Here is a 26,993-nt window from a genome sequence, read left to right on the forward strand (position 1 = left end):
GAAGATCGAATGAAATGAATACCTTCATATTTCTTCGAAAACATTTATGAAGAAGGCAACCATTTTTTTAAACCCCACGTCTGGTGGAAGATTCTAAAAATACCTTGGAGGACCCAAAGCAGATAAAAGCGTTGCTTCATGATTGTCAGAAAGGCAATCGCGAAGCACAGAAGAAGCTTTATGAGCTCTTCTATGGCTATGCTATGAGTGTTTGTCTGCGGTATACAAAAACAAAAGAGGAAGCCAAAGAGATAATGAACGATGGTTTTATGAAGTTTTTTACGCACATGCATCAGCACGATGAGCGGGCTTCAGTCAAATCGTGGCTGCGAAGAATCATGATAAACACAGCTATCGATCATTATCGTAAGCACAACAAACACTATAATCATAAAGATATTGATGATACGGTTGTTCAAAATATTCCGGATAGTACACAAGGCACCGAGCCTATATCGTATGACGATCTGATTCAGATGGTACAAAAATTACCAGATTCTTATCGTACCGTTTTTAGTCTATATGTTATTGATGGATACTCCCATGAAGAAATAGCAAAGCAACTTGGAATTGTAGTCGGTACCTCCAAGTCAAACTTGTTCAAAGCGCGCGAGCATTTGAAAAATCAATTGAAAAAAATAAACGTTAACAGCTATGCGCAATATTTCTGATAACGAACTGGATAAATTATTCCAGAGTGCTGCGCAGGGTGTACAACCTGAATTTGATCCTGAGGATTGGGAGAAGCTATCGAAACGTTTAGCATGGAACGACCGGGTAAGCCTCTATAAAAAAATTGCTATATATACTTCTGTTGTTTTATTAATTAGTGTTTTATCCTGGTGGGGTATTCAACAGTATAGAATGCCGGATAGTACTAACAATTCTATGCGAAATAAAGCATTAGGAACAGAGGAGGCGTCTCATCAGGATACAGATGTGGATTCACAAACTGATTCGCAAGGAGAAGAGACGATGGCGAAAGATTCGTCTTCTCAGGATGACCTCTTGGCCCAGCGCAGTTCTTCTACTGATAATAAAGTAGATAACTCGGATCGTAAATATACTGATAGCACTTCTAAGGATATTGCTATGCCGTCGGCACGCGAAGAAATTGCATCATCGAAAGGTACCCATGATGAGAATGTCAATAAGACAGGTAATGTTGATCTTAAGAATAAGGAAGCACGATCCATCAATACTATATCTTCGTCAGAGCCATCTGGAACACCTGCTGATACGCATGTCGCAAAATCAATAAAAAGAAAGAAGACTACAAACCAAATAAGGGAGCAGAGCACAACTAAAGATGCAACTGCATCTATCAATGGTAGTTCACAAACATTAGAAGCTAACGTTAATTCAATTGATGCTACGAATTCTTCAGTAGTGTCCAAAGGGTTGTCAGGGACTGTGAAAAATCAAAAGGACGCTAAAGAGATGAAATCGCTACATGACGAAAATGGAATGACCAAGACATCTGGTCTTAATGAATTAGAAAATAAGAGTCAGGAACATATAGCTAATTCTACTTCCGACAATTCCAATTCAGATTCCTATACTGCTCCTAACTCAAATGCCGTTAGTAATTCTAATAGTAGTTCTAATTCCGATTCTAGTTTAGAATCAAACGCTTCGAGATCGAGAAGCGAACATGTGTCTAAGGAAGGGGCAGCACATGATTCAAATATTGCCACTGATATACATGGCGTTAATCGTACAACAAAAAACGATTCAACGAATAATGCTCCTATAGGTGATACGAAGATTGATTTGTTAAAAAGTAACATTTCGATTTCTGAGGATAAAAAACTGAATGCTAAATCTGGGTCATACAACAATAGCAATGTTTCTCATGATGCTTCCAGTGTAGCAAGTGTAACAGAAAACGATACAACAGATAACGCTTCTATAGGTGATAGGGAAAATGATTTGTCAATAAATAACAGTCAGATTTCTGGGGATAAAAAATTGAATGATAAATCTGTGTCGTCTGACAATAGCAATGTTTCTCAAGAAGCTTCCAGCGTAGCAAGTGTGACAGAAAACGATACAACAGATAACGCTCCTATAGGTGATAAGGAAAATGATTTGTCAATAAATAACAGTCAGATTTCTGGGGATAAAAAATTGAATGCTAAATCTGTGGCATCCGATAGTGATGTTTCTAAAAAAACTTCCGGTATAGCAAGCGTAACAGAAAATGATGCAAGAAGTAGTTCTTTGCAACGTGACTCCTTGTCTGGTAAAGTATATATACCAGTTGACGCGAAAAACAAAAACTTGCAGAAGAGTAGTAAATCGAATTCGTATGGCTTGGATGAACGCACGAATCATCTTTCTAAAACAGACAGTGTAAATATTGCAAAGGATTACTCTTCTGATAAATCGTCTCAGGCCGGAAAGGTAAGACAGCTTCCGACTGACCAGATTGCGAATGAAGATTTTCAAGGTGATACCTTGCACGCTAGAAATGGAACAAGGAAATCAGGCGCTATAACGGGTAGTAATAATTCTTCGCCTGATAAGAATGCATCTGCTATAAATAAGAGCATCGCAGATGAGCAGCTCTCGTCTGCTTCCATTGTTAATTCTCGTGACTCAGTAGAAAAGGAATTCGATAGAACTCCTTCTTCAATATCAAATTCGGGGGATCATAAAACTATAGCTTCTGAAAAAGATAGCTTAGATGTGAAGGCTGATTCGATTGCACGCAAAATCACTGGTGAATCCTTGGATACAACAGCGCAGAAAAAGAAGCAACACATTGCTTCGAAGTGGTATATCAAGCTTTTGGTATCACCAGATTTCACCGCTATAGGATATAATAAGCCTGGGAAAGCTGGGGTAAACGCTGGATTGATGGTGGAGTATAGTCCAATGAAACACTGGGGGATAAGTATAGGAGGCATTTGGTCTAAAAAACTTTACGGTATGAATGATCCCGGTAAATCCTATAATTATGGTGGTGCATCATTTGATGCAGATTATCTCGATGGTGATTGCCGGGTACTGGATATACCTATCAATATAACATACTATATAATGCCTGAGTCACGTTTAAATTTTTACATCTCAGGTGGTGTTTCCTCGTACATCATGTTGAAAGAAAATTATGTATATACCGTATGGGAGAATAACACCAATTACTATTATTATGAGAATTATAATAATAAGAATAACAACTGGTTTAGCATGCTGAACCTTTCATTCGGATTACAATACCGAATGAATAATCGATTCATGTTTCAGGTGGAGCCGTTTTTAAAAGCACCAGTTGCTGGTGTTGGAGAAGGCAAGGTTGATCTTGTAAGCATAGGGTCCTTCTTTTCCTTAAAGTATAAAATCACTAAATAGTTATATGAGGCGTAGTGCAAAATTTGTCATCATTGGTTTTCTTTTTGTCTTTTTTTTGGGATGTACCAATCACGTTGAAAAAGAAGCAGTGGATTGTGAAGTAAATAAACCTGAAGTATCGGTAGAGGCCAAAACAGATCCTTCCAATTGTGATAGTAATGATGGATCGATTACAGTTGCAGGCACAGGTGGAGAACCTCCTTATCAGTTCAGTATAAATGGCGGTACCTATCAGTCATCCGGAATTTTTGCAAGTCTGAGTGGTGGTACTTTTTTAATAACTATACGCGATGCTAACGGATGCGAGAATCTGGTTGAGAGCACATTGGTGATTAAGTCCTCGGATTTGGCAGCTACCTATGAATCAACTGAAGACACCGAGTGCCTTACTGATAACGGAACGATTACAATCATACCAACAGGAACAAACTCTCCCTTTGAATTTAGTATAGGATCGGGAAGCTTTGGGACAAGTGCAGAATTCTCTGATCTGAAGAATGGTACATATATCGTGAGAATCAGAGACTCGGAAGGATGTGCTATATCTCTGAATGCAACAGTAGCCAGAGGTGAGACCGGAACTAGTTGGAGCTCGGAAATTAAATCGATCATCGATACGAATTGTGCTATATCTGGTTGTCACGTCAGTGGTCAGAGTATTCCAAATTGGGCAGACTTGTCCACTGTACAGAAAAACGCGAGTGATATAAAAAGACGCACGGGAAATAGATCCATGCCTCCCGCAGGACAGCCGGCCCTTTCACAGAGTGATATCGACAAGATTGCTTGTTGGGTAGATGACGGTGCAAAGAATAATTAATAGACTTCAAAACTTAAACATTATCGATTATGAAAATTCATTTAGCTGTGTTGTTAATATGCTCGGCACTTGGCACAAACGCACAAAAATACAGTGTAGCGAAAAGTCAGATCACCTTTTTTTCGCACGCTACCTTAGAGGATATTAAAGCGGATAATACAAAGGCCTCAAGCGTATTTGATGCTTCTACTGGTAACATAGCTTTTATTATACCTGTAAATGAATTCCAGTTTAAGAAGTCATTGATGCAAGAGCACTTCAATGAGAAGTATATGGAAACTGAAAAGTACCCTAAATCTACTTTTCAAGGAAAAATTTCGGGATATGATCCAAGTGCTGCAACACAGAACGTAAAGGCTCAAGGTAAGCTTACCATTCACGGGGTAACGCGTGATGTTGAAATTCCTGGAACAATCGAAAAACAAGGTGACAACCTTGTAATGAAATCAGTTTTTATAGTTCGTCTCGAAGATTATAAAGTACAGATTCCAAAATTGATGTGGCAGAACATCGCGGAGCAGGTCGAGGTAACAATCAATTTTACATACAAACACTAGAAGTATACATATGAAGTTATTTATAAAAAGCGTTTCGCGACTAAATATAGCTTTCATTTTTTTATTCGGATCTCCCGTTTTTGCTCAGGATGATCTTTTAAAAGAGTTAGAAAAAGAATCAGATCAGAAGTCATCCGCCTATACTTCACAAGCGTTTAAAGGAACTCGATTAATTAATGGACATTCGGTGGAGACCATTGGCGCGGGCACTTTGGAGTTTATTTTCTCTCACAGGTTCGGACGGTTAAATGGTGGCCTTTACGAAGTGTATGGTTTGGATGATGCTTATGTCAGATTGGGATTGGAGTATGGCGTTACCGATAATTTCGGGATTGGTATTGGAAGAAATTCGGTTGATAAAACCGTAGATGGATATCTGAAATACAAGTTTTTGAAACAATCGAGGGATGGAGCTCCGGTTACAATTACAGCATTTGGTAGTACGGCTTATAAGACATCACCCCGCGATGCAGATGTACCCGCTGGTTTTCAACGCTCAGATCGGTTAGCTTATACCGCACAGCTTCTGTTTGCACGGAAATTTACTCCTGCATTATCGCTTCAATTCATGCCAACATTAGTGCATAAGAACTGGGTTGCGGTAAATGAGGGGGATAACAATCAGGTCGCTCTTGGTGTTGGAGGGCGAATAAAGGTAACTCCAAGTGTATCCGTGAATGCAGAGTATTATTATCGTGTCAATCCTAGCGATGCTAATTCATATAAGGACGCAATCGGTATCGCCGTAGATATTGAGACCGGTGGACACGTTTTTCAGATCATATTAACGAACACACGGGGTATGATTGAACGCACATTTGTTACCGAAACTGATGGAGATTTTTTCGATGGAGATATTCATCTTGGATTTAACGTCACCAGGGCATTTCAATTGAAAAGAAAACAGTAGTTTGTTCCTGATGTTTAGTTGAAAATTAAAGGTATAAAGGCCTCGGTTGTTGAAACTCGAGGCCCTTTCTTTTTTAGCATAAGAAAGTTCGATTTTGAATGAATTTGCCATGAATGGCAAATTGGTGGACATCCCTTAATCCAAGTGGGAGACTTATCTTATTTAGATTGGATAATAATAGAGTCTTACTTATCAAAAGGATACATCTCTTTGAACAATTTAATCACATGATTATATAAAGTACACCTTTTTGTCATCAGGTGATTTACGTGATATTATTTGAACCTGCTCATCTTTGTCGAAAGATTAGGTATCTAATCGAAGTAACTATAACCCATGTTTTCTCTTTAGTAAAGATTGATAGTGACGCTTACTTACAATCGGTTGGATCAGGAGAATTCAAAACGGCGAGCTTGCCTGAACAAGGTTATATAACGATCACAGATAACGAACTTAAAATTATTCAATAATATGGTAAAACTAATTGTAATTGATGATCACGCATTGTTTAGAATTGGCCTTGTATCAATATTAAAAAAGGACCCAAGATTTAATGTGGTAGGAGAGTTTAGCAGTTTTAGTGCGGTGCGGTCGCATGTTCCGGATTTAAATGCGCACCTCGTTTTGATTGATATTTCCCTGGACAAGGAAAGTGGTTTGGATGTTGCAAAATATTTCAAGGATAAAAAGCCAGGAGTAAAAGTCGTCATCCTGAGTTCTCATAAAGAAGAGTTTTATATCGTGAATGCAATGGAAGCAGGCATTGACGGCTACATTCATAAAGATGTGGAATCTGAAGAATTGATATTAGGACTGCATAAAGTTCTGCAAGGTGAAAAGTTCTACTCTCTAGAAATATCCAATCTTCTTGTAAGCAGTCTTTATAAGAAATCTTATCGTGGGCTTCCCTTCTTAACGAGCAAGGAAAAAGAAGTGGTGAAATATCTGATAGAGGGTTGTTCAAGCAAGGAGATCGCTGCGCGTATGGAAGTTAGTCCTAGAACAATTGAAACACATCGCGCTAATGTTCTTGGAAAATTTGATTTGAAAAACACAACCGAACTGGTCGCTAAGATCGCTGAACAGAAAATTAGGTTTTAAGTATATATAAGCAAACTGTATTTATAATTGAGTCGTGGTTAAAGGATTCAAACAAAATATGTTTGAATGAAGAGAAGGACATCATTTGAATAAGCATGTCATGAAAAGGAATATTATTTCCTGGTTATTTCTCTGGGTTCTCCTGGGTAATAGTAACATTGCGTTTGCACAAAATAAAAAGATCGATAGTCTTAATGTAGTCCTGAAAGTTCTTCATCAGGATTCTAACCGTGTCAATACATTAATTCTTTTGTGTGACGCGCAATCGCGTATCGACAACGAAAAAGTCCTGCCCGTTGCCAATGAAATTCTCGCGTTATCTGAAGAGATTAATTTCCCGGAGGGAAAGGCCCAAGCCTATATATTTCTAGGTGTATACAATAACAGAGCAGGGAAAATTTCGCAGGGAATTGATTTTTTCCTAAAGGCGCTGCGAGTATATGAAACACTTCAGGATACGAATCATATAGCGGTCTGCTATAACAATATAGGTGTCATTTATCTGGCGCAAGAAAATAATAGAGTTGCTTATGAATATTTCAGCAAAGCACTTACTGCCTGGGATAAGTCAAAATGTAACAGAGGTTCGGCCCGGGTACTGAATAACATTGCAATCGTTTATGAAAAGGAAAAAAAGGATTCGTTGGCCTTAGTGTATTATTATCGTGCTTTAAAATTAAATGAGGGACTTGAAGATAAAGTCGCCTCCAGTTGGATACTCAACGCTATCGGTAAAATCAGTTTTCGAAGAAATCAATTCGCAGAGGCACTTATGTATCAGCAAAAAGCCCTGCAACTCGCAAGTCAAGTAAAGTCCAATAAACAACTCCCCGCTATATATGGGGCGTTCAGTGAAATATACAGAGCGCTTAATAAGCAAAAGCTTGCATTGTCTACAGCAGAAATAGCGTTGGACTATGCGTTACAAGTAAACTCTAAAGAAGAAATAGCGGCAAGTTATAATCTGATTGCAAAAGCGTATGAAGCACAACGGAAATATAATTTAGCCTATACATATCAGTCTCTATATCTAACACTGAACGATAGTTTGCAAAAAACCAAGAATAACTCTGCTATAGAGAAGTTTAGGAATAATTATGAAATGGAGAAAAAAGAAAAAGAAATCTCCTTTTTATCGCATCAGCATCAGGAGGAAATTCATAAGAGAAATACAATTCTAATTGCTCTTGCCGGTATTGTCTGTGTCTTTTTGCTTATCATAAGTCGTCAGCGTCTTAATGTAAAGAAAAGGCTTGAAGTAGAACGTAAGAATTTTGAATTACTCCAGGAGCAGGCACTTCGCCACGAAAGCGAGGCAAAGTATAAAACACTTATTGAAAGTACATTACTTGGGGTATCTATAGAGAAGCGTGGGAAAGTTATATACGCTAATAAAAAGCTACTAAATATTTTCGGTTATGCGAATATGGATGAGTATAGTCTAATAGATCCCATTCACATCACCGATCGTTGTACACCTGAAACTAAGCTGTTTATTGAAGATTTGCAGCGTTCACAAAAAGAAGGTAGAGATACCGTTCAATCATTCATTGGACATTTTTACGATAAGGATAATAAGGTTCGCTCTTTTGAAGTTCAAATAGGTGAGATCATGGTTGAAGGTGACTTATGCAGAATGTATGTTCTGATTGATGTTACTGATAGGCTGGCTGCTGAGAACGCATCAAGGGAGATGGAAAAACTGTTCAGACTGTCGCAGCACTTTTCAAACATCGGAAGCTGGCGTTGGAGTTTTCATACGAAAGATTTATTGTGGTCTGATATAACCTATAAAATATATGGTGTAGATCATACAGAGAAAATTACAGAGCAAAAATTCTTTGAATGTGTTTACCCGGACGATCATGCTATAGTTATAAACAATGCGATTGAAAGTATAGGGAATGGTGAACCCTATCAGGTGGAACATAGAATACTTTTACCCAACGGCCAGATACGCTGGATCAGGTTAAAGGGCGATGTCTTCAGGGATTCAGAAGGACAGCCTATTGAAATTTTTGGTGTTGCGCGCGATGTAACCGAATCGAAACAAATAGCTGAGGAACTTCGATTAAGCAAAGAGAAGTATAGGATATTAGCAGAGGCTGGCCATGAGATCATGGGGCTTTACGATCTCAAGGGTATAGTGCAGTATGTTTCACCTGCGATTACACATTTACTTGGCTATTTACCCGAGGATAAGGTTGGCAGAAAGATAGTAAGCGATATCATTCATCCGATGGATAGAAGACAGTTGATGATGGCTTTCAGAAAGGCGAGTGTGCATTCGGAAGAATCAGTCATGGTCAAGGTAAGGATGCGGAGAAAAGATACGCAGCAATATGTGTGGTGTCAGAAAAGTCTTCGTGCTATAAAAGATAAAGAAGGAGTAATTACGGCTATCCGTTCATTGACGAGAGATATAGGATATGAGATTGCGTATGAAACAAAATTAAACCAGTCGAATGCACGTCTGACAAACTCAGTGAGGGAATATAAATCCCTGAATAAGAAGTTGAATAATTTACTAAAGGAACTTGGAAAAAGATCGAAGCAGCTTGAGAGCGCCAACTATAAATTAACTGTGTCACAAACAACCTTAAAGCAAACCTACGAACAGTTAAAACTGAAGACGGATGCGCTGAATGAAATAGCTATAATTGTTTCATGTGATGGTCAAGGTAAAATTTCGCATGTGAATTCGTTGTTCGAAAAAATAATGGGATATGAACAAACGGAAATTATAGGTAATACATATCATGACTTAAAGTCTACGCTATACGATTCTCCGGTACATGATGCACGTTTCTTTGCTGGGATATGGCGTGAATTAACGGAAGGAAAAAATTGGTCTGGAGAGGTTTGTTATAAAGGTAAAGATGGTAGCTATATTTGGTGTCTCAAGCACATGATACCATTGTTCAATAATGGTACATTCGATGGATACTTTTCATTTAGCTATGATATAACATTTGACAAAAAACGAGAGGCCGAACTTATAGAAGCGAAGTTGATAGCAGAAGCCGCTTCAGCAATAAAAGAAGATTTCTTATCGGTCATGAGTCATGAGATACGGACACCACTGAATTCGGTTATAGGACTATCAAACTTGTTGCTAAAGAAAAAGCCAAGAGAAGATCAACAGGAAATCATCAAGACGCTAAAGGGCTCCAGTGATAACCTGATGCATCTTGTAAATGATATACTAGACTATAATAAAATACAAGCTGGTAAAATTGAGCTCGAAGAGATTGCGTTTAATACTCTTGAATTCCTTCAGCAGTTCAGATCGGCTTACCTTCCAATTGCTTCAGAGAAAGGACTTGATTTCAAAGTGACTGCAGATGCCATGATTCCATCGATGCTGAGTGGAGACTCTATGCGACTTAACCAAATACTCAATAATTTGGTGAATAATGCAATGAAGTTTACGCAGAGCGGTTCCGTTAAAGTAACGGCTTCATTGGTTTCAAAGAATGAGAAGCAGTGCCGGTTGTTGTTCGAAGTAATTGATTCAGGAATTGGTATAGCAGATGATAAGCTTCCGTTGATCTTTATGCCATTTCACCAATCTGAAAAGTATATATCTCGAAAATTTGGTGGTACAGGTTTAGGACTTTCCATAGTGAAAAGCCTCGTGGAAATGTTAGGCGGAGAGATTTCTGTAAGAAGTAAAGAAGGCGAAGGATCGACTTTTTCGGTTTCAATTCCATTTGCAATATGTTCGGTTGCCGTTCCTCATGTAAGTATAAAAGAGATAAATGAAGCAACGTTGGTGTCGTCTTTTAAAGGTTATCGCGTTTTATATGTGGAAGACGTTGAGTCTAATCGCATGGTCGTTGGAAGCTACTTAAAGGATTGTGAAGTTGAGTGTACTATGGCTTCCGGTGGTGAGCTTGCACTGATTCATACTGCAAATAAAACCTTTGATGTTATTCTCATGGATTTGCAAATGCCAGGGCTGAATGGATATGAAGTCACAGAAGCAATTCGAACGCAGGAACGTGGGAGAAATAGGCACACACCTGTGATAGCTTTTACAGCCGAGTCATTGTCAGAAAGCCTGAAGGCAAAGACCGCGATGTATAGTATTCAGGATATTGTTACAAAGCCTTTCCAATTTGAAACACTTATTCAGAAAATAATAAAAGTTACTCCGCGTAAAAGAGAAGAAGAGGATTTTCTGTCCTTCCAGTTTTACGAGGATGCCTTTGATTATGATCGTGAAGAAATGGAAAAAATTAAAAAAATTGTGATCAACGACTTCAAGCTTCTGGAAGACAACATGACGAAGTATGTTGCTGAAAAGAATATGGAAGGTATACGGGCCGAAATTCATAAGCTCTCTCCAATTGTGAAGAATTTGAAATGTAAGGCTCTGATCAAATCATTTGACGAATTCAGAAAGTACGATCAATACTCGCCTTCAATACAGGATTTACACTGCCAGCTGCGAAAGTATAACAGCATTCTTTACTCTTCAGTGGAAGAACTTCAGTATTAAGTTGATTTGCGCTGTGGTCAAGAGCGACTACAGATTTTGAGAAAAGGGAAATTCAAATAAATTTGTAGGAAAACCCCTAACTCCTGCAAAGATGTCCCTCATTAAAATCGGCGATAATAAGTTTTATACAATCTCTGTATCAACAGAGAAAAACAGAGCATACCTGAAGATTATTGGTTTTTGGAGAACGCCTGAACAGGTTCCAGATTATATCAATCACTGGGTTAGCGGAGTTTCAAAGTTAAAAAAGGGATTTACGCTTTTAACAGATGCGTCTGAAATGAAGACTCATCCCAAGGAAGTGGTTAAGTTACATGAACAAGCACAAGCAATTCTTTTGAAAGCTGGCGTAAGCAAAGTGGCAGAAATCCTCAAAGACGATGTGGCGGAAATGCAGCTGAACGCTGTAGCTAAGACAACGCAATTTCCCAAGAAAAATTTCAGCACAGCAGCAGAAGCGGAGGCGTGGCTTGATCTTTAGGGCAGTATCAACGCAGTGCCTCTGCTATATTTATCTCCTATATTTTACGACTAACATTAGTTTATGGATATTGTAAAAGATCGTGTGTGCTATTCCAAATATATATTGCGGGCTATATATTCTTCGGGTAGTAATTTTGTTTTAGTTCTACTCGTTTCATCTGTATTTATTTGCTGCCATCAAAAAGAAGATGTAGAGTCAGAGGATGAAAATATAGAACCAGCCTATCAAGTATTAGAAAGATTAATCGGTGAAAGAGCCAGGGAACTCGTATTGACGCTAGCTGAAAATGCTACGCAAGATCAGGTTACGATCAGTGCTGCCAACCATAAAGTTACCATTGAAGGAAATTCAATTCCAGCAATTTGCTATGGTGCTTATACATACTTAAGAAAAATTGGAGCCCTTCATGTAAGTTGGGAAGGAAATCGCGTACAACTTCCACAGCAGTGGCCGGAATATACATCTCAAACTTTTAAAACACCTTTTGTCTTTCGGCAATATCTTAACGTCTGTGCTTTCGGATATACTACGGTGTGGTGGAACTGGGAGCGATGGGAACAGGAAATTGACTGGATGGCTATACGCAGCATCAATATGCCATCTGCTATGGAAGGACAGGAGGCTGTATATCTAAGGTTGTGGAAGGAGATGGGACTGCAGGAATCCGAGATACTAAATCATTTCAGTGGTGCTGCGTTTCTGCCATGGCATCGCATGGGGAATATAAATAAATATGGTGGACCACTGCCTTTAAACTTTATTCAAAAGAAAGAAACTTTGCAGAAAAAGATACTGCACAGAATGCGAGAGCTCGGTATGAAACCCGTAGTGCCTGCGTTCAGTGGATATGTACCTGAAAGCCTGAAGAAGAAATTTCCACATGCAAACATTAAGCAACTTCAACCTTGGGAGAAAGGCTTTGAAGGTACCTATTTGCTTGATCCGAAAGATTCTTTGTTCCTTCAGATCGGAAAGCGTTTTATTGAAATATACCAGGATATATATGGCGATGCTTCGTTTTACCTGGCAGACTCCTTCAATGAAATGAAACCTCCTGTTACGGCTGATAATAAACAGCAGACTTTAGCTGAATATGGAGAGGCTATATATAAATCCATTCAACAGGCAGATTCTTCTGCTAGCTGGGTGATGCAGGGTTGGCTCTTTGGTAACGATCAGGAATTTTGGGACACAACTTCCATTCAATCATTTTTGAGTAAAGTTCCGCCATCAAAAATGATTATTCAGGATTTTGGTAATGATCGCTATCCCGGGCTGTGGAAGCAAACAAAAGCCTATGGGGGAAAGCAATGGACCTATGGTTATGTTCATAATTATGGAGGCTCGAATCCGGTATATGGAGATTTGGAATTCTATAATAAAGAAGCCACTGATTTAATAAGTAGTTCCGAAAAAAGAAACCTCGTTGGCTATGGTGTACTGCCGGAAGGATTAAATAATAACTCGCTGGTATATGAGTATATATATGACCTGCCATGGACTAGTCAAGGTATAGTGTGGAAAGATTGGATTTCGCAATATACCCATGATCGATATGGATATACTTCTGATACTATACTATCTGCCTGGAATGAGTTAAAGGAGTCTGTATTTCAGACACGCTATTGGATACCGCGTTGGTGGAATGGGGGTGGGGCTTACTTGCTATTTAAACGTCCGACAGCAAATATTGTAGATTTTGAAGGATATCCTGGTGATGCAAAAAAGCTAAAGAGGGCATTACATATTTTAATGAAAGAAGCGAATGCGAATAAGGAGAATACTTTGCTGATTCATGATTTTGTGGAGTTTTCGAGGCATTACATTAGCATGCGTGCTGATAGTTTGTTGATGGCAAGTATCCGGACATATAAGTCTGGTAATTATGTAAAGGGAGATTCTCTTATGAATACTGCATTTTCACTTGCTGGGCAATTGGATTCATTGATTGGTATTCAACCTCTTAATAATTTATCGCTTTGGTTAAACGATGCAAAACAATACGGTGATAATGAAGGAGAGTCCATGCTATATATTAACAATGCACGCACGCAAATTACAATTTGGGGTGGAGATAATTTGAAAGATTATGCCTCAAAGTCCTGGCAAGGTATGTATATAGATTTTTATGTTCCGCGATGGCGCATCTTTATGCAGGATCTTCGTAAAGCCTTGGTAGAAAAGAAACCTTTTAACGAAGAGGCAACGCGGTTGAAGATTAAAACCTGGGAAGAAAACTGGTGCCAGCAGAAGACTGTTCCTAGTAGAATTATTGTTGATAATCCAGTTGAGCGGGTTTCTGAATTGCTCCGCTGAAACGATATATAGTATGTGTAGCGAAGTATTATTTTAATACAGTAATGCTTCCCGTTTTTGGTTGCTTTTCTTGTCCGTCACAGCGAATGACAAAGTAGTAAACTCCGTCAGGAAGGATTTTTCCATTGAATGTGCCATCCCAATCATTGAGGTATGGTTTCGCGGTATATACTTTCACTCCTTTTTCGTCAAATATAGTTACACTGCATTCAGGGTAATCCAGAATGTTATCGATCGTCCAATACTGATTAATGGCATCTCCATTGGGAGAAAAGAAATTACTAGGTTTCAATTTGTTTACAACGGTCGCGTCCCTTATGGATACCTGAACGGTCGCATTCCCTGCACATCCATTATTGTCCGTTCCACTAACCGTATAGAGTGTTGAGATTACAGGATTCGCCACAGGATTGGCTATATCTGGTTGCGAAAGAGAAGCCTTCGGTTCCCATATATAGTTTAGTAATCCGGATGCTTCAAGCTGTGTTGTTTCGCCTTCTGCTATGATTTCAGGATGAGCTGTTGCAGTTACCACGGGTAATGGGAATGTAGTAACATCCTGAATGGCCTTTAGCGGACAGCCATTATTCATGACCTCAACGGAGTATTCACCGGCTTCCTGTACCGTTATTGTAGATGCTATAGATCCAGTGCTCCAGGCATATGTGTTATAAGAACCCGATACTGAAAGCTCCAATTCTTGATCCGCGCAGAACTCAAAACTACCTGTATTGCTTGTTATAACAACCGGTGTAGCCGGAGTGATTAGAATGGATTTGTTTGTAGCCTTTATACACGTGGCATTTTTATACGATATAGTTAACGTAACAGAATACGGTGCAGCAGCTGTTGTAGTATATATATGTGCCGGGTCTTTGTCCGTGGAAGTGTGTGAATCTCCGAAGTCCCATGTATAGAACACTTCAGCTTGTGGGTCCGTTACAGATTGATTTTTAAATTTTACTTCCTGTCCCTGGCAGGCAGTTGCTGGCGCATCGAAGGCAACAGACGGTGCGTTGGCAACCACAAGTTTAGCCGATGACGAAGTTGCCACTGGGCAATTTGGATTTGTAGATGTTGCCTGGAAATAAAATTCTCCTGAACTGCCACGCGTTAAGTTTTTATTTGTTTGAGCGGAAATAATACCAGAAGTTTTTTCATACCATTGGTATGTAAAGCCGGTAACAGCAGGAAATACAGAGAGCGTGGAGAGATCTCCCGCACAAATAACCTCACCTGTTGAACGTTGCACTGAAAAGTTAGGTATATCTACTACTTGCACGGTTGTAGATTCTGTTCGTGCGAGACATCCTGTCGCAGGATCACCAGCATATACATTCACAGAATATACTCCTGCATGAGATAAATTAACGTTGTTGATTTGGACAGTAGGTCCAGTGCCTATATTGGTTCCATTCACGTCTGTCCACTGATATGTGAAGCCGGTGCCGAGGTCATTTCCCAAGGATAGCGTGAGCCCACCGCCAGAGCAAACGGGCCCGTTGTTTACAGGTTTCGGATCACCTGCGGTGCCGGCTGCTATCCTTACACTAACAGTATTTGATATAGGACTGCAACTTCCGCTTTCCGCAATAGCCTTTACGTTGTAATCACCTGTAACAGATGGAGTATATGTATTCGTGCCAGCAGTCGTTACGCTTGTGGACAGGTTTGTCCATTCATATGAGATTCCACCCCCTGGTGTTGCTGTCAGGGCAACCGTGTTCGTGTTGCATATATTCAACGGCCCGAGAGGCGTTACTTCCGGAGTCATACACGTTTTATTTCTGAAAACTGAAATCTTCGAGGCTGCTATATTTAACTGCGCATCGTCTATACTTGTAAAGGCTATATCTGGTTTCCCATCACCGTCAACATCACCTATAACAACGTGACGATTGAGGTATGTTGTTGCCTTTGTCGTGGACTGAAACGCAAGCGCTCCCGGGCTACTATTGTTGTTCAGGATAGTGATTGACTTCTTTTGACTGGATGCCACTGCTATATCTGTTTTTCCGTCACCGTCAAGATCTCCGAAATCAAGGCCCCAGGGAGAGGTATCTGTAGGGAACGTCTGTGCACTTCCGAATGAAATTTGTGCACCAGCTGTTTGATTAATAAGAATGCCAACAGAAGCTGAAGGAGCAGATTGCGTATAGGCTATATCTTTTTTGCCGTCATTGTCGAGATCGCCTACACGAATGGCGTTGATTGTAGCGGCTGCGTTTATAGTTATGATATTGTTGAGGATAATTGAACCCGGGAGGGAGCTGTTATTCACAATAAAAATGTTGCTGGTGTTTTGATATTGGCTGGTTATTATTTCCGGAATACGGTCACCATTTAAATCTTCTACAGCCAATGCATCGAGCGTAGTTACATTGGGGAACATTATTGTGATCGGAGTTGCTGTAAATAATATAGCTGCTTTTGTGCTTTTGTTTTGAAGTATAGATATAGTATTTGTGGTCTGAGAAGTAATGATCAATTCCGGTTTGCCGTCCAGATCGAGATCTGCGATATCAACATGCTTTGGAGTTTTACCGGCAAGCTTTACAGATTGTGTAGTAAATGAGAAACTACCAGGCCCCGAACTGTTATTTTGGAGGAAGTATACTTTTTCTGTTGAACCTTTCTCCGTTATAACCAGGTCTGTTTTTCCATCGCCGTTGAGATCGCCACATTTTATATGTACAGATTTTGAAAGGAGGTTTATCGATATCTTGCTGTTAAAAGCAACATTGCCTGGTCCACTGCTTGTGTTACGAAATATATTAACGAAGGCTGAATTGTCATTTGAAGTGGCAAGGTCGCTTTTGGCGTCACCATCAAAATCACATAAACATAAGTCATATAAACCAGTGGCCACTGCTGCGCTGTTGGGAAAATCAAACTGGCCTTCCAGGTTATTGCTGCTGAATGGCTGCGCATCATCACCATGAAAACTCAATAGAAATTGTTGTTGTGCGTACCCTGTCAGGTTAGAAGTAAGATTTGTTATAGCTATGTTGTCGTAAGTAGTGCCTACGGGAATTTTTACGACCAACACTTGATCGGAGATTGAAACAACAGAAGCCTTTGCTGCTCCAAACATCACAATAGCTTTTGCCGGATCAATGCCAAATCCACTGCCTTTCAAAGTAATGATCTGTTCCATGCTCCCGGTGACTTTGCTCACTACTTTAACCTCGGGTATTTGAGCATAGCTCGTCACTATATAGCTAGAGAAGAGGCAGGTATATAGCATAACCTTCAGGAATGCGATGCCTTTGTTTGCGACGATAGCGATTATCCTGGTGATCATGGTGGGTCTTATTTTTGCAAGGACGGTGTTATTAATTCCAGAATCCCTCTTTACTATTAAAGGAAGGACATGGAATCAGTTTGTATTTTTTCTTATTCTTCTTGTCGGATCTGTGCGATGAGAATTCATATACTATAGATATTTCATGCGCGCCACCAGATGCAGTCTGAAGCTTTGAAATTGTAAAATCGTAGCTATAGCCAACAGTAAGATTTTTAAAGTATAAACCAAGGAAAATGATGAAAGCATCTTGTTCTACTGTATTGGCTACACTTTTCTGGAAAGGTTTCCCCCTATACCATAAACCAACAGATATAGGATCAATGTGGTAATTTATGCCGAGATCAAGTTGTGAGAAAGTCGGCCCCTGCATTTTATAGATAAAGGACGGTGTGAGGTATGATGGGCGAGATGTTTTTGCTCCATGCAGGCTTAGCTTGACGCCACCATGAATCGAAGTTTTCATAGGTAGTCTGCTATCTTCTCCCAGCACTGAAAGCTCGGGACGATTGATATGTGAGAATGAGGCGCCCAGCCATATATTCTTTGAATACAATACAAATCCAGAACCGAAATCAAGATAGCCGTCTTTGCCGAGTTTATTTAATTCAGGATCAAGCGATGTTCCATCATATTCAAGTCCATCACCCATGCGGAGCTTGGTGCGGTCCAATCCATTTACGCCATACCCGAATGAAATGCCGGGTGAGAAGACAAGCTTGCTGGTCAACTTTACTTTATAAGAATACAGTAGGCTAGCCGTTGTACTGCGCCATCCGGCTGACCCCATTTTGTCTGTGGTGAAGAGTACACCAAAGCCGCTTCGTAATTCATTTACAAAGATATCATATGAGGCTGAGTAGGTTGTAAACGCCTGCGGCAGACTTGGCCACTGGATCCGGTGATTCAATACAACTCTTTGCTGAGGAGTTATACCTGTAAATCCTGGATTTAGGAATAATGGTGCCTGATAGTACTGCGAAAAATGTGGGTCTTGCGCGGCAGCATTAAATCCAGTAAATAAAAAAATGATCGCTATAATTTTTTTCATTGCTTCGTTGTCAATCTTTATCCGGATATACTATACTATTGGATAAGAGTTATGTCACCTACCTTGGTTGTACGCTGTCCGTTCGATAACTTGATTACAAGTTTATATACATATACACCTGCTGGCATCAGTCTGCCGTTTCGATCGTAACCATCCCATCCCTTGTTTTTATCTTCTGTTTCATAGATCAGATTACCCCACCGGTCAAAAATCTCCATGGTATATTCTTCTGAACCTTTTACAATCGGCATAAACACATCATTAAAGGTTCCACTGCCCGGCACACCATTACCACGGGTAGATCCGCTTACGTTTGGTGTAAATGCATTTGGTACTTTTAAAGAGCCTCCCTGCACGGCGTTGATCTCGTGTTGCGCGGTGTCATAGCATACCAGATTGCCATCCGGAACGCCATCACCATCCACATCTTTTTCACCGTTGTTATATCCTGCTACTAGCGTAATGGTATATTTTCCTTCTAGCTCATATATATGCTTCGGTTCTGCATCAATGGAAGTCGTTCCATCGTCAAAGTCCCAGCTATATTGATTGGCTCCCGTAGAGAAGTTGAAGGTTTGCGCTTCCATATCTGGAATATATACTGTGGTTGGGCGTAATTCGAAGCTGGCTAAGGGCACATCATATAAATATATACCTCGCAGGCTGGTTGTGTCTGATTGGCCACTGGCAGTGTACTCAGCTTTCAGAACGATAGAGTAGGAGCCAGGTCGTGAAACTCTGAATACCGGACTTCGTAATGCAGAGCTGTCGATCAGCGTGCTGGCACTATACAATTGCCAATGGAATGTATCAGCACCGGGTGAAAGATTGGTTACTTCTATGTCAGCCGGAAAACAAGCTGCTAAAGGTGTTGCCGTGAAAGCGGCCTTTACGGTTGGCAGAAGAATTTTAATGCGTAATAGTTTTTTGCTATTGCACGATTCACCAGCATCGCGGGCCGCGATGTTCGTGGCGGTAAGTGTAACATCTTTTGTGCCGGCTGTATGATAGTCTACAGTATAGGGACCAACACCATTGGCAGAAGATGGTGTGGCTTTAATGTCATCAAAATCCCAGATATACTCAAAATCGTTGGCAACAGGAGTAGACGTATTGTTAAATGTAATCGTTGATACACCTGCCGTGAGTGGAGGTACGTTATCAGTGGTAAGGTCAGCTGTTACGCCCCTGTAAACAACAACCTCTTTTCTATACTCACCTTTGCAACCTTCATCGTTAGCGGCTTCATATACCACTTCGTACACGATCGGATTTTGAGTAGTGTTGTTATTCATGACGTACGAGATTTCATCCACCGGAGCGGCCGTTTCCTCCAGCCTATCCGTTGTACCAGGAATATGGTAATACCATGAGCCGTGATCAATGCCTAATGAAAGATCTTGAAACTTAGCCGTCTCGCCGCTGCAAAGTGATGTATCACCGGGCAGCACATTCAAGGCAATTAGCGGATATATAGTGATCTGCTTGGCGGACGGATCCGGTGAGCAAAGGAAGTTTGATGCTTTTAATTTTACATTGTATACAGTTGAACCTTCTGGAGATCCAGCTGCAAATCCCTGGCGGATTGTGTGATCGCCTGGAGAAAGTTCATCTGCCTGTATGACCGTTGAACTATCGCTTGACCAGATCCATTCGTATTTTACATCCGGTTCAACGTTCCACTTAAATTCGAAATCATTTCCAGGACACTGTCCATCTGCACCTACAATTGAAAAGTCAGTAGATACATTAATGACATGGATTTCTTCAGGTTGAGGGTCTTCTGCCTTGCAACCATTGGCATCCGTGATATCAAAAAATGTATACTTAGTGTCTACCGTAGTTTCAGGAACTACAATGACATTGCTTTTTCCGCCTTCTTCATTGGCGACAATGTTTGTTCCATCGGTATAGCTATATATAATCGGAATTGCTCCGGATACAACGTTTAAAGTAATGCGTCCTGTTTTTCCATAGCATAAGTTTGAAGGGCCAGATATTTGTACAGTAGGAGGAGGGTTGACAGTGATTTTAACCCACTCGCTTGCATCAGAGCCTTTTACTTCACAGTATTTCCCTGTCCGTGTGGAAACACTCCAAACAAGTCTTCTGAAATATCGTGTCTCATTTAGTGCTGGCGGATCATATACATTCACTGTACCACCTGCCGAAGCCGGGATTTGAATCCAGTCGTTACCATCAACGGATTGTTCCCACTGGTATTGATAATTTTCCACGCCACCAAATGGTGTCGATATTTCCTGGATCATCTCGGTGTCACTATCCTGTGGTGTATCGCTATAGCATATAGACTGATCTACCCCGATAGAACCGCCATTCAAAGCCGGAGGATTTAATATAGTAGCTGACGTAGATCGTGAAGCACATCCATTTGCATCTTTAACTGCTATAGTATAGGTGCCTTTGCCAAGATCTGTAAACAGGACACTTTCCGTGCCTTGTAAGGTTGCTGGTGTATCAGATGAATTTATTTTCGATAGCGTGATTGTATAGGGTATAGCGGTTGTTGTAGTACCTCCGGTAAATTTAACTTGCACTTCACCATCGGTTGCATCTTTACACGTGAGGTTGTACCCGGCATCATCCGTGGCTACTGCTATTGAGTTTATTTCAACAGGCGTTGGTTGATCGAGCGTGAGCATCTCGGTAGTCGCAAAACATCCGTTGCTATCTTTCACGCGCACGTTATAGGCTCCTACTGCGAGGTTTTCAAATATACCATCGTTATCAGCATCAGGCTGGTTCGTTTGCACGATCCTGTATTCAGTGTAAGGTGCGGTACCACCACTGGCAAGTGTTTCAATGGCTCCGTCTTTCGTTTGAAAGCAACTGATCGCTTTCTTTAATTGCACTTGCGCAGTAAGGGCCGTTGGCTCAGATACGTGTATAACAGAAGTAGCACTACATCCTTTCAGATCCTGAACAACGATTGTATAGTCGCCTCCTGATAAAGAGTTGAATGTATAAGTATCAGACGGTGCTCCGATCGGCAGTGCATTATTGATTTTATAGGAATAAGACGGTGTCCCGTTTTTTACGAACACGGTGATCTCACCATTGTTCAAGCCGTTGCAAAACAAATCTGTTGCCGTGGCTTCAAAAGATACATTTGGATTAACGGTGTATTCAACTGTGATAACTTTCTTACAGGTAGTTGGAGTATACTCCACTTCAACATATACTGGTACCTGGTGTTGCATGCTATAGGCATTCAAAGCTGCAGGAGGAATTATGTCGGACGAAGCCAACGTTGCGCTTTTATACCACGTGATTTTTGTGTTTGCAGTACCAGCGTTCGATGTTATAGTCGATTCCAATGCTTTCAGATCGGCAGTATACGTATTGCCTCCGGGTATATCCGAGCAAACCGTCTTTTCGATTTTGGTTGCTTCCGGTGAAGGATGAACTTTTACAGTGAAGATTTCTGCAGGACCTTCACAACTTCCTTCTGTTGTTGTATTCGTTCCAATAACCTGAAATGTTATGGTGCCATCCACAGTCTTTGAGTTCTGTATCAGCAGGTTCGAAATATCTCCCTGACCTGTTGGAGTACCGGTTGTTATATAGCTGTCGGATGATTTAACCGACCAACTGAAACTGGCATCCGAGTTATTGGCAGACGAGAATGCAACGTTTAGCAGATCGTCATTGCAACTTTCAAAATCTGTTATCGGGTTGGTAATTGTTTTAGGATGGACAGTTACTTTTACCTGGCGTGTTACTCCGGCACAAGTCAGTTGTGTGCTATAGGGACGGATGGTATAGATAACCGTGCTATCACTTCCATTGATGTTCTCCCACTTATGTGCTTTGATTGCATCTGCATTATATTGCGTAGTTGCGTCCGGAGTTTGTATGGTCGTTAGTGCTGTGACGCCAGCGGGGACATATATACTTTCAATGATAAACTTGTCTGCCGGAAAGGTATTGGAAGCAGAGGCAAGTGTGACACCTGTTTCTACACCACTACAAAGAGTCTTATCAAGCGTTGGATGAAGCTGTGGTTCAGGCTTTATCGTAAGCGTTATGATCTGTGCATCACCTGTACATTCTTTACCGGTTGCCCCAATACTTACAGGCACAACGGTATAGTTAACCGGTAATGGCACCGCCTTGAGGTTTTGAAACTGATCGTTGCGCGCAGTGTCTGCGGCAACGTCTACGCCTTTCGTTGGTCCATTGATAGGAGTGATCTCCGTAGCAAAACTGGTGTTGGTAATATTATACTTGTCAATGGCAACCGGACTCGAAGGATCAATCTCAAATTTAAGTCCTGTTGGATAGTCACTGCATATTTGCTGATCATTGTTCAGCATGATGGGACGCTTATTTATCCGGATCGTATCCTGACTAGCCGGACTTACACATATAGAGTTGCTTTCCTGTACGCTGATTATAATATCTTCACTTAAATAATTGACAAGTATTTTATTGGTAGCCTGACCATCTGCAATGAAGGCACCTCCTACAGAATTATCGGAAAGCTTTCGGATCTCCCAGCTATAGGAAGAAGTAGGGTAGTTGTTTGGTGTTACGTTATAGCTGACCCCTTCACTGTTTTCACAGACTACTGTATCACCGTGAATCGTAGGTTTACCAGGTGTAGGAGACACCAAGATTGGTTTTTTGATAACCGAACCACTGCAACCATTCAATTCCACCTGGACCTTGATGGTATCTGGTATAGCATTGACGCTTGCGTTTGGAAATTGAAGCAGTACAAAAAAATCACTGGTAGTACCGCCACCAAAAACATTATATACTGCAGGTATATCCCAACGGTACTTTACTCCACTGAGCGGAGTTACCTGGTATATTTCAACAGCATCGCCCTGACATGCGGATTCCCGTCCGAAGATCTGGCTCGCATTGGGTATATTTTTAATTGTTAATGTAAGCTCTGCATAATCTGCACAAGACGGTTTGTCACTGAACATTACGCGCGCGTAGTATTTTGCAGTTCCGTTTATATCTACAGGTGATGTAATTTCAAAGGTATTATTCTGTGCATCGAATAGCGAAGGGTACCAGTTAACAGTAACATTAGTTGCTCCACCCGTTACTTCATCTACATAGGTAGCATCACTAAGATCAATGTTTGAAACCTGATTACTTCCCGGAGTGTCTTCACAAAATGCAACGGTAGCATCTTTGGCAACGGGAAGAGCGCGAACATCTATGGTTACCGTTGCATCGTGCGTACATGACGAACCATTGTCGCGGATACGTGCCAAGTATATTTGACCGGATGATATATTGGTTTGTTCGACTGAAGGATCGCTCACAACCATACCCGTTGGAGGTGTGCCGCCTTTATACCAGGTTATGGTGCGATTGGCAGCAGGCCATGTTGTAATGGTGTTCTCATAGTTTGTCAATAACAAATTTGCAACAACGGGTGCACCCGCAGGTGATATTTCACACTCTATTGCCGTATAGGAATTTGCGTCCGGGAGTTCAGCACGGGTCAATGTAACCGAAGATGGATCGGAAACGCAGTTGCCACTGGCACTGGTAACCGTCCAAGTTACAACGACACTGCTAGGCGCCACAGTGAGGCCACGCACGGTTGTTGATGGATCTGTAATGTCATCGAATGTAACACCCGCTACTGCTGTAGTCCATTTACCGGTGGCGCCATGTGCAGGCGATTCGGCATTCAGCTTCACAAAGCTTTCGCAGATGTTTGGTATATCTGTTCCCGCATTTGCAACAGGTTTTCGGTCTATTGCTATAGTTACTTCCTGTTCAACAGACGAGCATGAATTGGATGGATCTGGCGATGCCACTAATTTTACACGTATAGGTAGTCCCAAGTCATAGTCTTCAATTGTAGGAGTATAGTTTGCTTCAATGGTAATAGAACCACTACCGGTAGCACTGCTTGCTGAAACTGTACCATTTCCCGATACATTTTCCCAATGACCATCGGTTGCACCTGCTGCTACTATACCTGTTAGTTTTATAGGAGCCAGATTATTAGGATCGAGACATACAGTTGAAACGTCTGGTGCGCTGGTAATCTCGGCAGGCTCATCAAAGGTAATTGTGACATCATCCGTTTTTTGAAAACACGCTGCGCCACCGCTCGTGATAGTCCATCGCAATGTATAGGCTCCGTATGAGTAAGGTGAACCTTGTAGCGTAAGGGGTGATTTGGCAGAAGCTTTATCGCTAATGGAGATGGGACATCCCGCTCCAGTACAACCTGATGGACCACTCACAATGCTCCAGCTACCTGTTCCTATAGAAGGAGAGTTTCCTTCCAGCACTGTAGAAGGGCCGCATGCTTGCTTGTCTGACCCTGCATTTGGATCCGTTGGGTTGGTTCCAAAGTCTATAACAACATCATCATAGCTTGAACACGAACCACTGTTTACTGTCCAGCGTAAAGTATAGGCACCAGCATTAGTAGCCGATACAGATATATAGGCATTGCGATCATTCTTTCCTGTGGTAAATACCGGTTCCGGTAAACCAGTGGGAACACTTCCTATATATGACCACGTACCGATTCCAGGTGAGGGATCGCTTGCTCCAATAGGAGAAGAGTCTAGCGTTGTACCTGACAATTGACATACAAACTGGTCTGTGCCTGCATTCGCCGGTAGGCCAGGATTCGTGGATACTTCCACTTGTTCTTCTCCACTCACAGCCTCATTACAAGGACCATTATCTACAACCGCACGGAACTTATATATACCGGGTGAAAGAATTCCTGGAGATATAGTTGTGCTCGTTCCGAGAGAAGCGTTTGTGTTGAATGCACCTCCATTAAAGGACATCTCCCACCGCACGACTGATCCGATGTTACCAGACAGTGTAATGTTGCCAACCGGAGATGTTTGGCAAACGTCAGGTGCAGGAGATAGTGTACCTCCTACAGATGGATTATAGACTCTTATGGTATATGAGAGTTCTTTAAAGCATGAAGGCGTGGCCGCATATTGTTTCCTGACTGAAATTTTTCTGTCAACAAATAATTGTCCTGCTGAGAAGCTGACATTAAAATTAAAGGTTGCAGATGTAGGAGTACTTGATGCTACGGTTACACCAGAAGATCCTGTCCATGTATATTGTGTAGCACCACCAACAGGATAACTATCCAGTGGGGGCATGGTAACTGTAACCGTAGTTGGGCTGCTGGCCGTTCCGTTACAAACTTCGGTAGGAATGGTACTGGTCGGATTAGGCAGCACTATATCTTCACGGATCGTTCGTTTTATAAGTACCTTTGGGCTCTCGCAGTTAAGGCCATTCGCTACATTTGGTTGATAGCTTGCCCATACTTTATATACACCGGGTGTTTTTTTATCTACCCAATTTGGATGTGATGAGAGTGGAAGTGATGTAGATGTTCCTGAAGTAATTAGTGCTCCAGGAGAATCAGTAGCACCTGCAACATTAGCGTACCAGTTTACAATGTGGGTTGCAGGTACACCTGAGATTGAAAACGCATTCGGAGTGTTGTTATAACAAACCGTTTGATCTGCTGCTGGTGTTGGTGCAACCGGTGCACTTACCACCACAATGGTTGCAGTTTTTTCAATCGGTGCATTATCACCGTTTATGAGATCGCCATTTACAGGCATCAGTGGTGATAACGGATTGTTAGAGTAAGGATTACAAAAATTCCAGTATCGTAGTGTGATCTGAATTACATCGCCAACCTGTGGATAGCCGGCACCAAAACCACCTGGAGCTGTTATTGTAAGCGATGATCTTTTAGTATTCGCGATAACAGCCGAGCTCGACATATAATTTATACCACGTGTATCCTGGTAGTTGCTTAGCAGGTCGACACCTGCGGCCCCTGTAACCGGTATACCATCAACACTTAGGTTAGGTATTTTTGAACCTGTGCTTCCTGTGTTATATACAATCTGTTGCCAGCGGTTTGCTATGTTTGGACTCTCCACTGCATCCGGCCCTGGAGGATGAACATAGCTTGCATTACAATTCCAGTTTGTAGCATCCTGAAATACAACGGATAAATCAACTCCAGCACATACCGGGTGTTCAGTGGTACCAGTAACCGGTGAGATTAATTGAACTTTACCTCCATTATGATCATCTGTTCTCCACGATGCTATGCGTTGTACTTGTCGCGTTATCGGGCAAAGTGAACCTTTATACCGAATGGTCATCACCACTACAAATTCGCAATCACTATCTACCGGGAAAGTATGCGTAACGTCTGCGCTATAGGATGTTTGTCCCTGTGCCTGGGCTATAGTTGAGTTTGTTCCATCCCCCCAATCTATATATATACTGATGGCGCCTGCTGGTACAGGTGTTAGGAAACCAACATTATAGGTGACCCGGGCATTTACTGGTGAGCAAAAGCCTGCTGGAAATTTATTACTCCCCAACGATGAAACCGTAGGTAATCCAACGCATTGAGCTTTTGTTTCATGAATTCCGGTAAAGAAAATGAGCGCTAAGAAGAATAGATGAAAAAAATGAGCGCGTAAAGATCTAAGCATGCTTCCGTATTTAAAAAGTGTATTGACTTTACTAAATCTACTAGCGACAAAGGTAGGATTTGATGAGTCACAAGATTTCGGT

Annotated in this window: 12 protein-coding genes; 9 read left to right on the forward strand and 3 right to left on the reverse strand. The window is 41.2% G+C overall.

Going from position 1 to position 26,993, the window contains the following annotated elements:
- The first annotated feature begins 83 nt into the window (after positions 1–83).
- From B5Y40_RS08285 to B5Y40_RS08330, 9 genes are all read left to right on the forward strand, one after another.
- Complete coding sequence (locus B5Y40_RS08285) at positions 84–671, forward strand: RNA polymerase sigma factor (RefSeq protein WP_245840496.1); 588 nt, start codon at positions 84–86, stop codon at positions 669–671.
- The gene (locus B5Y40_RS08290) at positions 655–3,357 is read left to right on the forward strand and encodes an outer membrane beta-barrel protein (RefSeq protein WP_079686215.1); all 2,703 of its coding nucleotides are present in this window, start codon (positions 655–657) and stop codon (positions 3,355–3,357) included. The genes B5Y40_RS08285 and B5Y40_RS08290 overlap by 17 nt, the downstream gene beginning before the upstream one ends.
- Positions 3,358–3,361: 4 nt before the next feature.
- Positions 3,362–4,177: a SprB repeat-containing protein gene (locus B5Y40_RS08295; RefSeq protein ID WP_079686216.1), complete on the forward strand. Its 816-nt coding sequence runs from the start codon at positions 3,362–3,364 to the stop codon at positions 4,175–4,177.
- Positions 4,178–4,206: 29 nt separating this feature from the next.
- Positions 4,207–4,734: a YceI family protein gene (locus B5Y40_RS08300; protein WP_079686217.1), complete on the forward strand. Its 528-nt coding sequence runs from the start codon at positions 4,207–4,209 to the stop codon at positions 4,732–4,734.
- 10 nt (positions 4,735–4,744) lie between these two features.
- Positions 4,745–5,644 carry a DUF5777 family beta-barrel protein gene (locus B5Y40_RS08305; protein ID WP_079686218.1) on the forward strand — a complete coding sequence of 300 codons (900 nt, stop codon included), beginning with the start codon at positions 4,745–4,747 and terminating at the stop codon, positions 5,642–5,644.
- 471 nt (positions 5,645–6,115) lie between these two features.
- Entirely contained in the window at positions 6,116–6,745 is a 630-nt protein-coding gene (locus B5Y40_RS08315; protein ID WP_079686220.1) for a response regulator transcription factor, read from the forward strand.
- Between the two features lie 100 nt (positions 6,746–6,845).
- The gene (locus B5Y40_RS08320; RefSeq protein ID WP_079686221.1) at positions 6,846–11,249 is read left to right on the forward strand and encodes a PAS domain S-box protein; all 4,404 of its coding nucleotides are present in this window, start codon (positions 6,846–6,848) and stop codon (positions 11,247–11,249) included.
- A 91-nt stretch (positions 11,250–11,340) separates the two neighbouring features.
- Complete coding sequence (locus tag B5Y40_RS08325; RefSeq protein ID WP_079686222.1) at positions 11,341–11,730, forward strand: hypothetical protein; 390 nt, start codon at positions 11,341–11,343, stop codon at positions 11,728–11,730.
- A 63-nt stretch (positions 11,731–11,793) separates the two neighbouring features.
- A complete protein-coding gene (locus B5Y40_RS08330; protein WP_079686223.1) occupies positions 11,794–14,049 on the forward strand; it encodes an alpha-N-acetylglucosaminidase in 2,256 nt (751 codons plus the stop codon).
- A 28-nt stretch (positions 14,050–14,077) separates the two neighbouring features.
- Here the strand turns inward: B5Y40_RS08330 and B5Y40_RS08335 are convergent, their stop codons facing one another.
- The 3 genes from B5Y40_RS08335 to B5Y40_RS08345 are packed head-to-tail and all read right to left on the reverse strand — an operon-like array spanning position 14,078 to position 26,911.
- The gene (locus B5Y40_RS08335) at positions 14,078–17,353 is read right to left on the reverse strand and encodes an FG-GAP-like repeat-containing protein (protein WP_079686224.1); all 3,276 of its coding nucleotides are present in this window, start codon (positions 17,351–17,353) and stop codon (positions 14,078–14,080) included.
- A gap of 31 nt (positions 17,354–17,384) precedes the next feature.
- Complete coding sequence (locus B5Y40_RS08340) at positions 17,385–18,404, reverse strand: PorP/SprF family type IX secretion system membrane protein (RefSeq protein WP_079686225.1); 1,020 nt, start codon at positions 18,402–18,404, stop codon at positions 17,385–17,387.
- 35 nt (positions 18,405–18,439) lie between these two features.
- Positions 18,440–26,911: a PKD domain-containing protein gene (locus B5Y40_RS08345; protein WP_079686226.1), complete on the reverse strand. Its 8,472-nt coding sequence runs from the start codon at positions 26,909–26,911 to the stop codon at positions 18,440–18,442.
- Between the last annotated feature and the right edge of the window lie 82 nt (positions 26,912–26,993).

The sequence above is a fragment of the Ohtaekwangia koreensis genome (genome assembly GCF_900167975.1).
Classification (GTDB): domain Bacteria; phylum Bacteroidota; class Bacteroidia; order Cytophagales; family Cyclobacteriaceae; genus Ohtaekwangia; species Ohtaekwangia koreensis.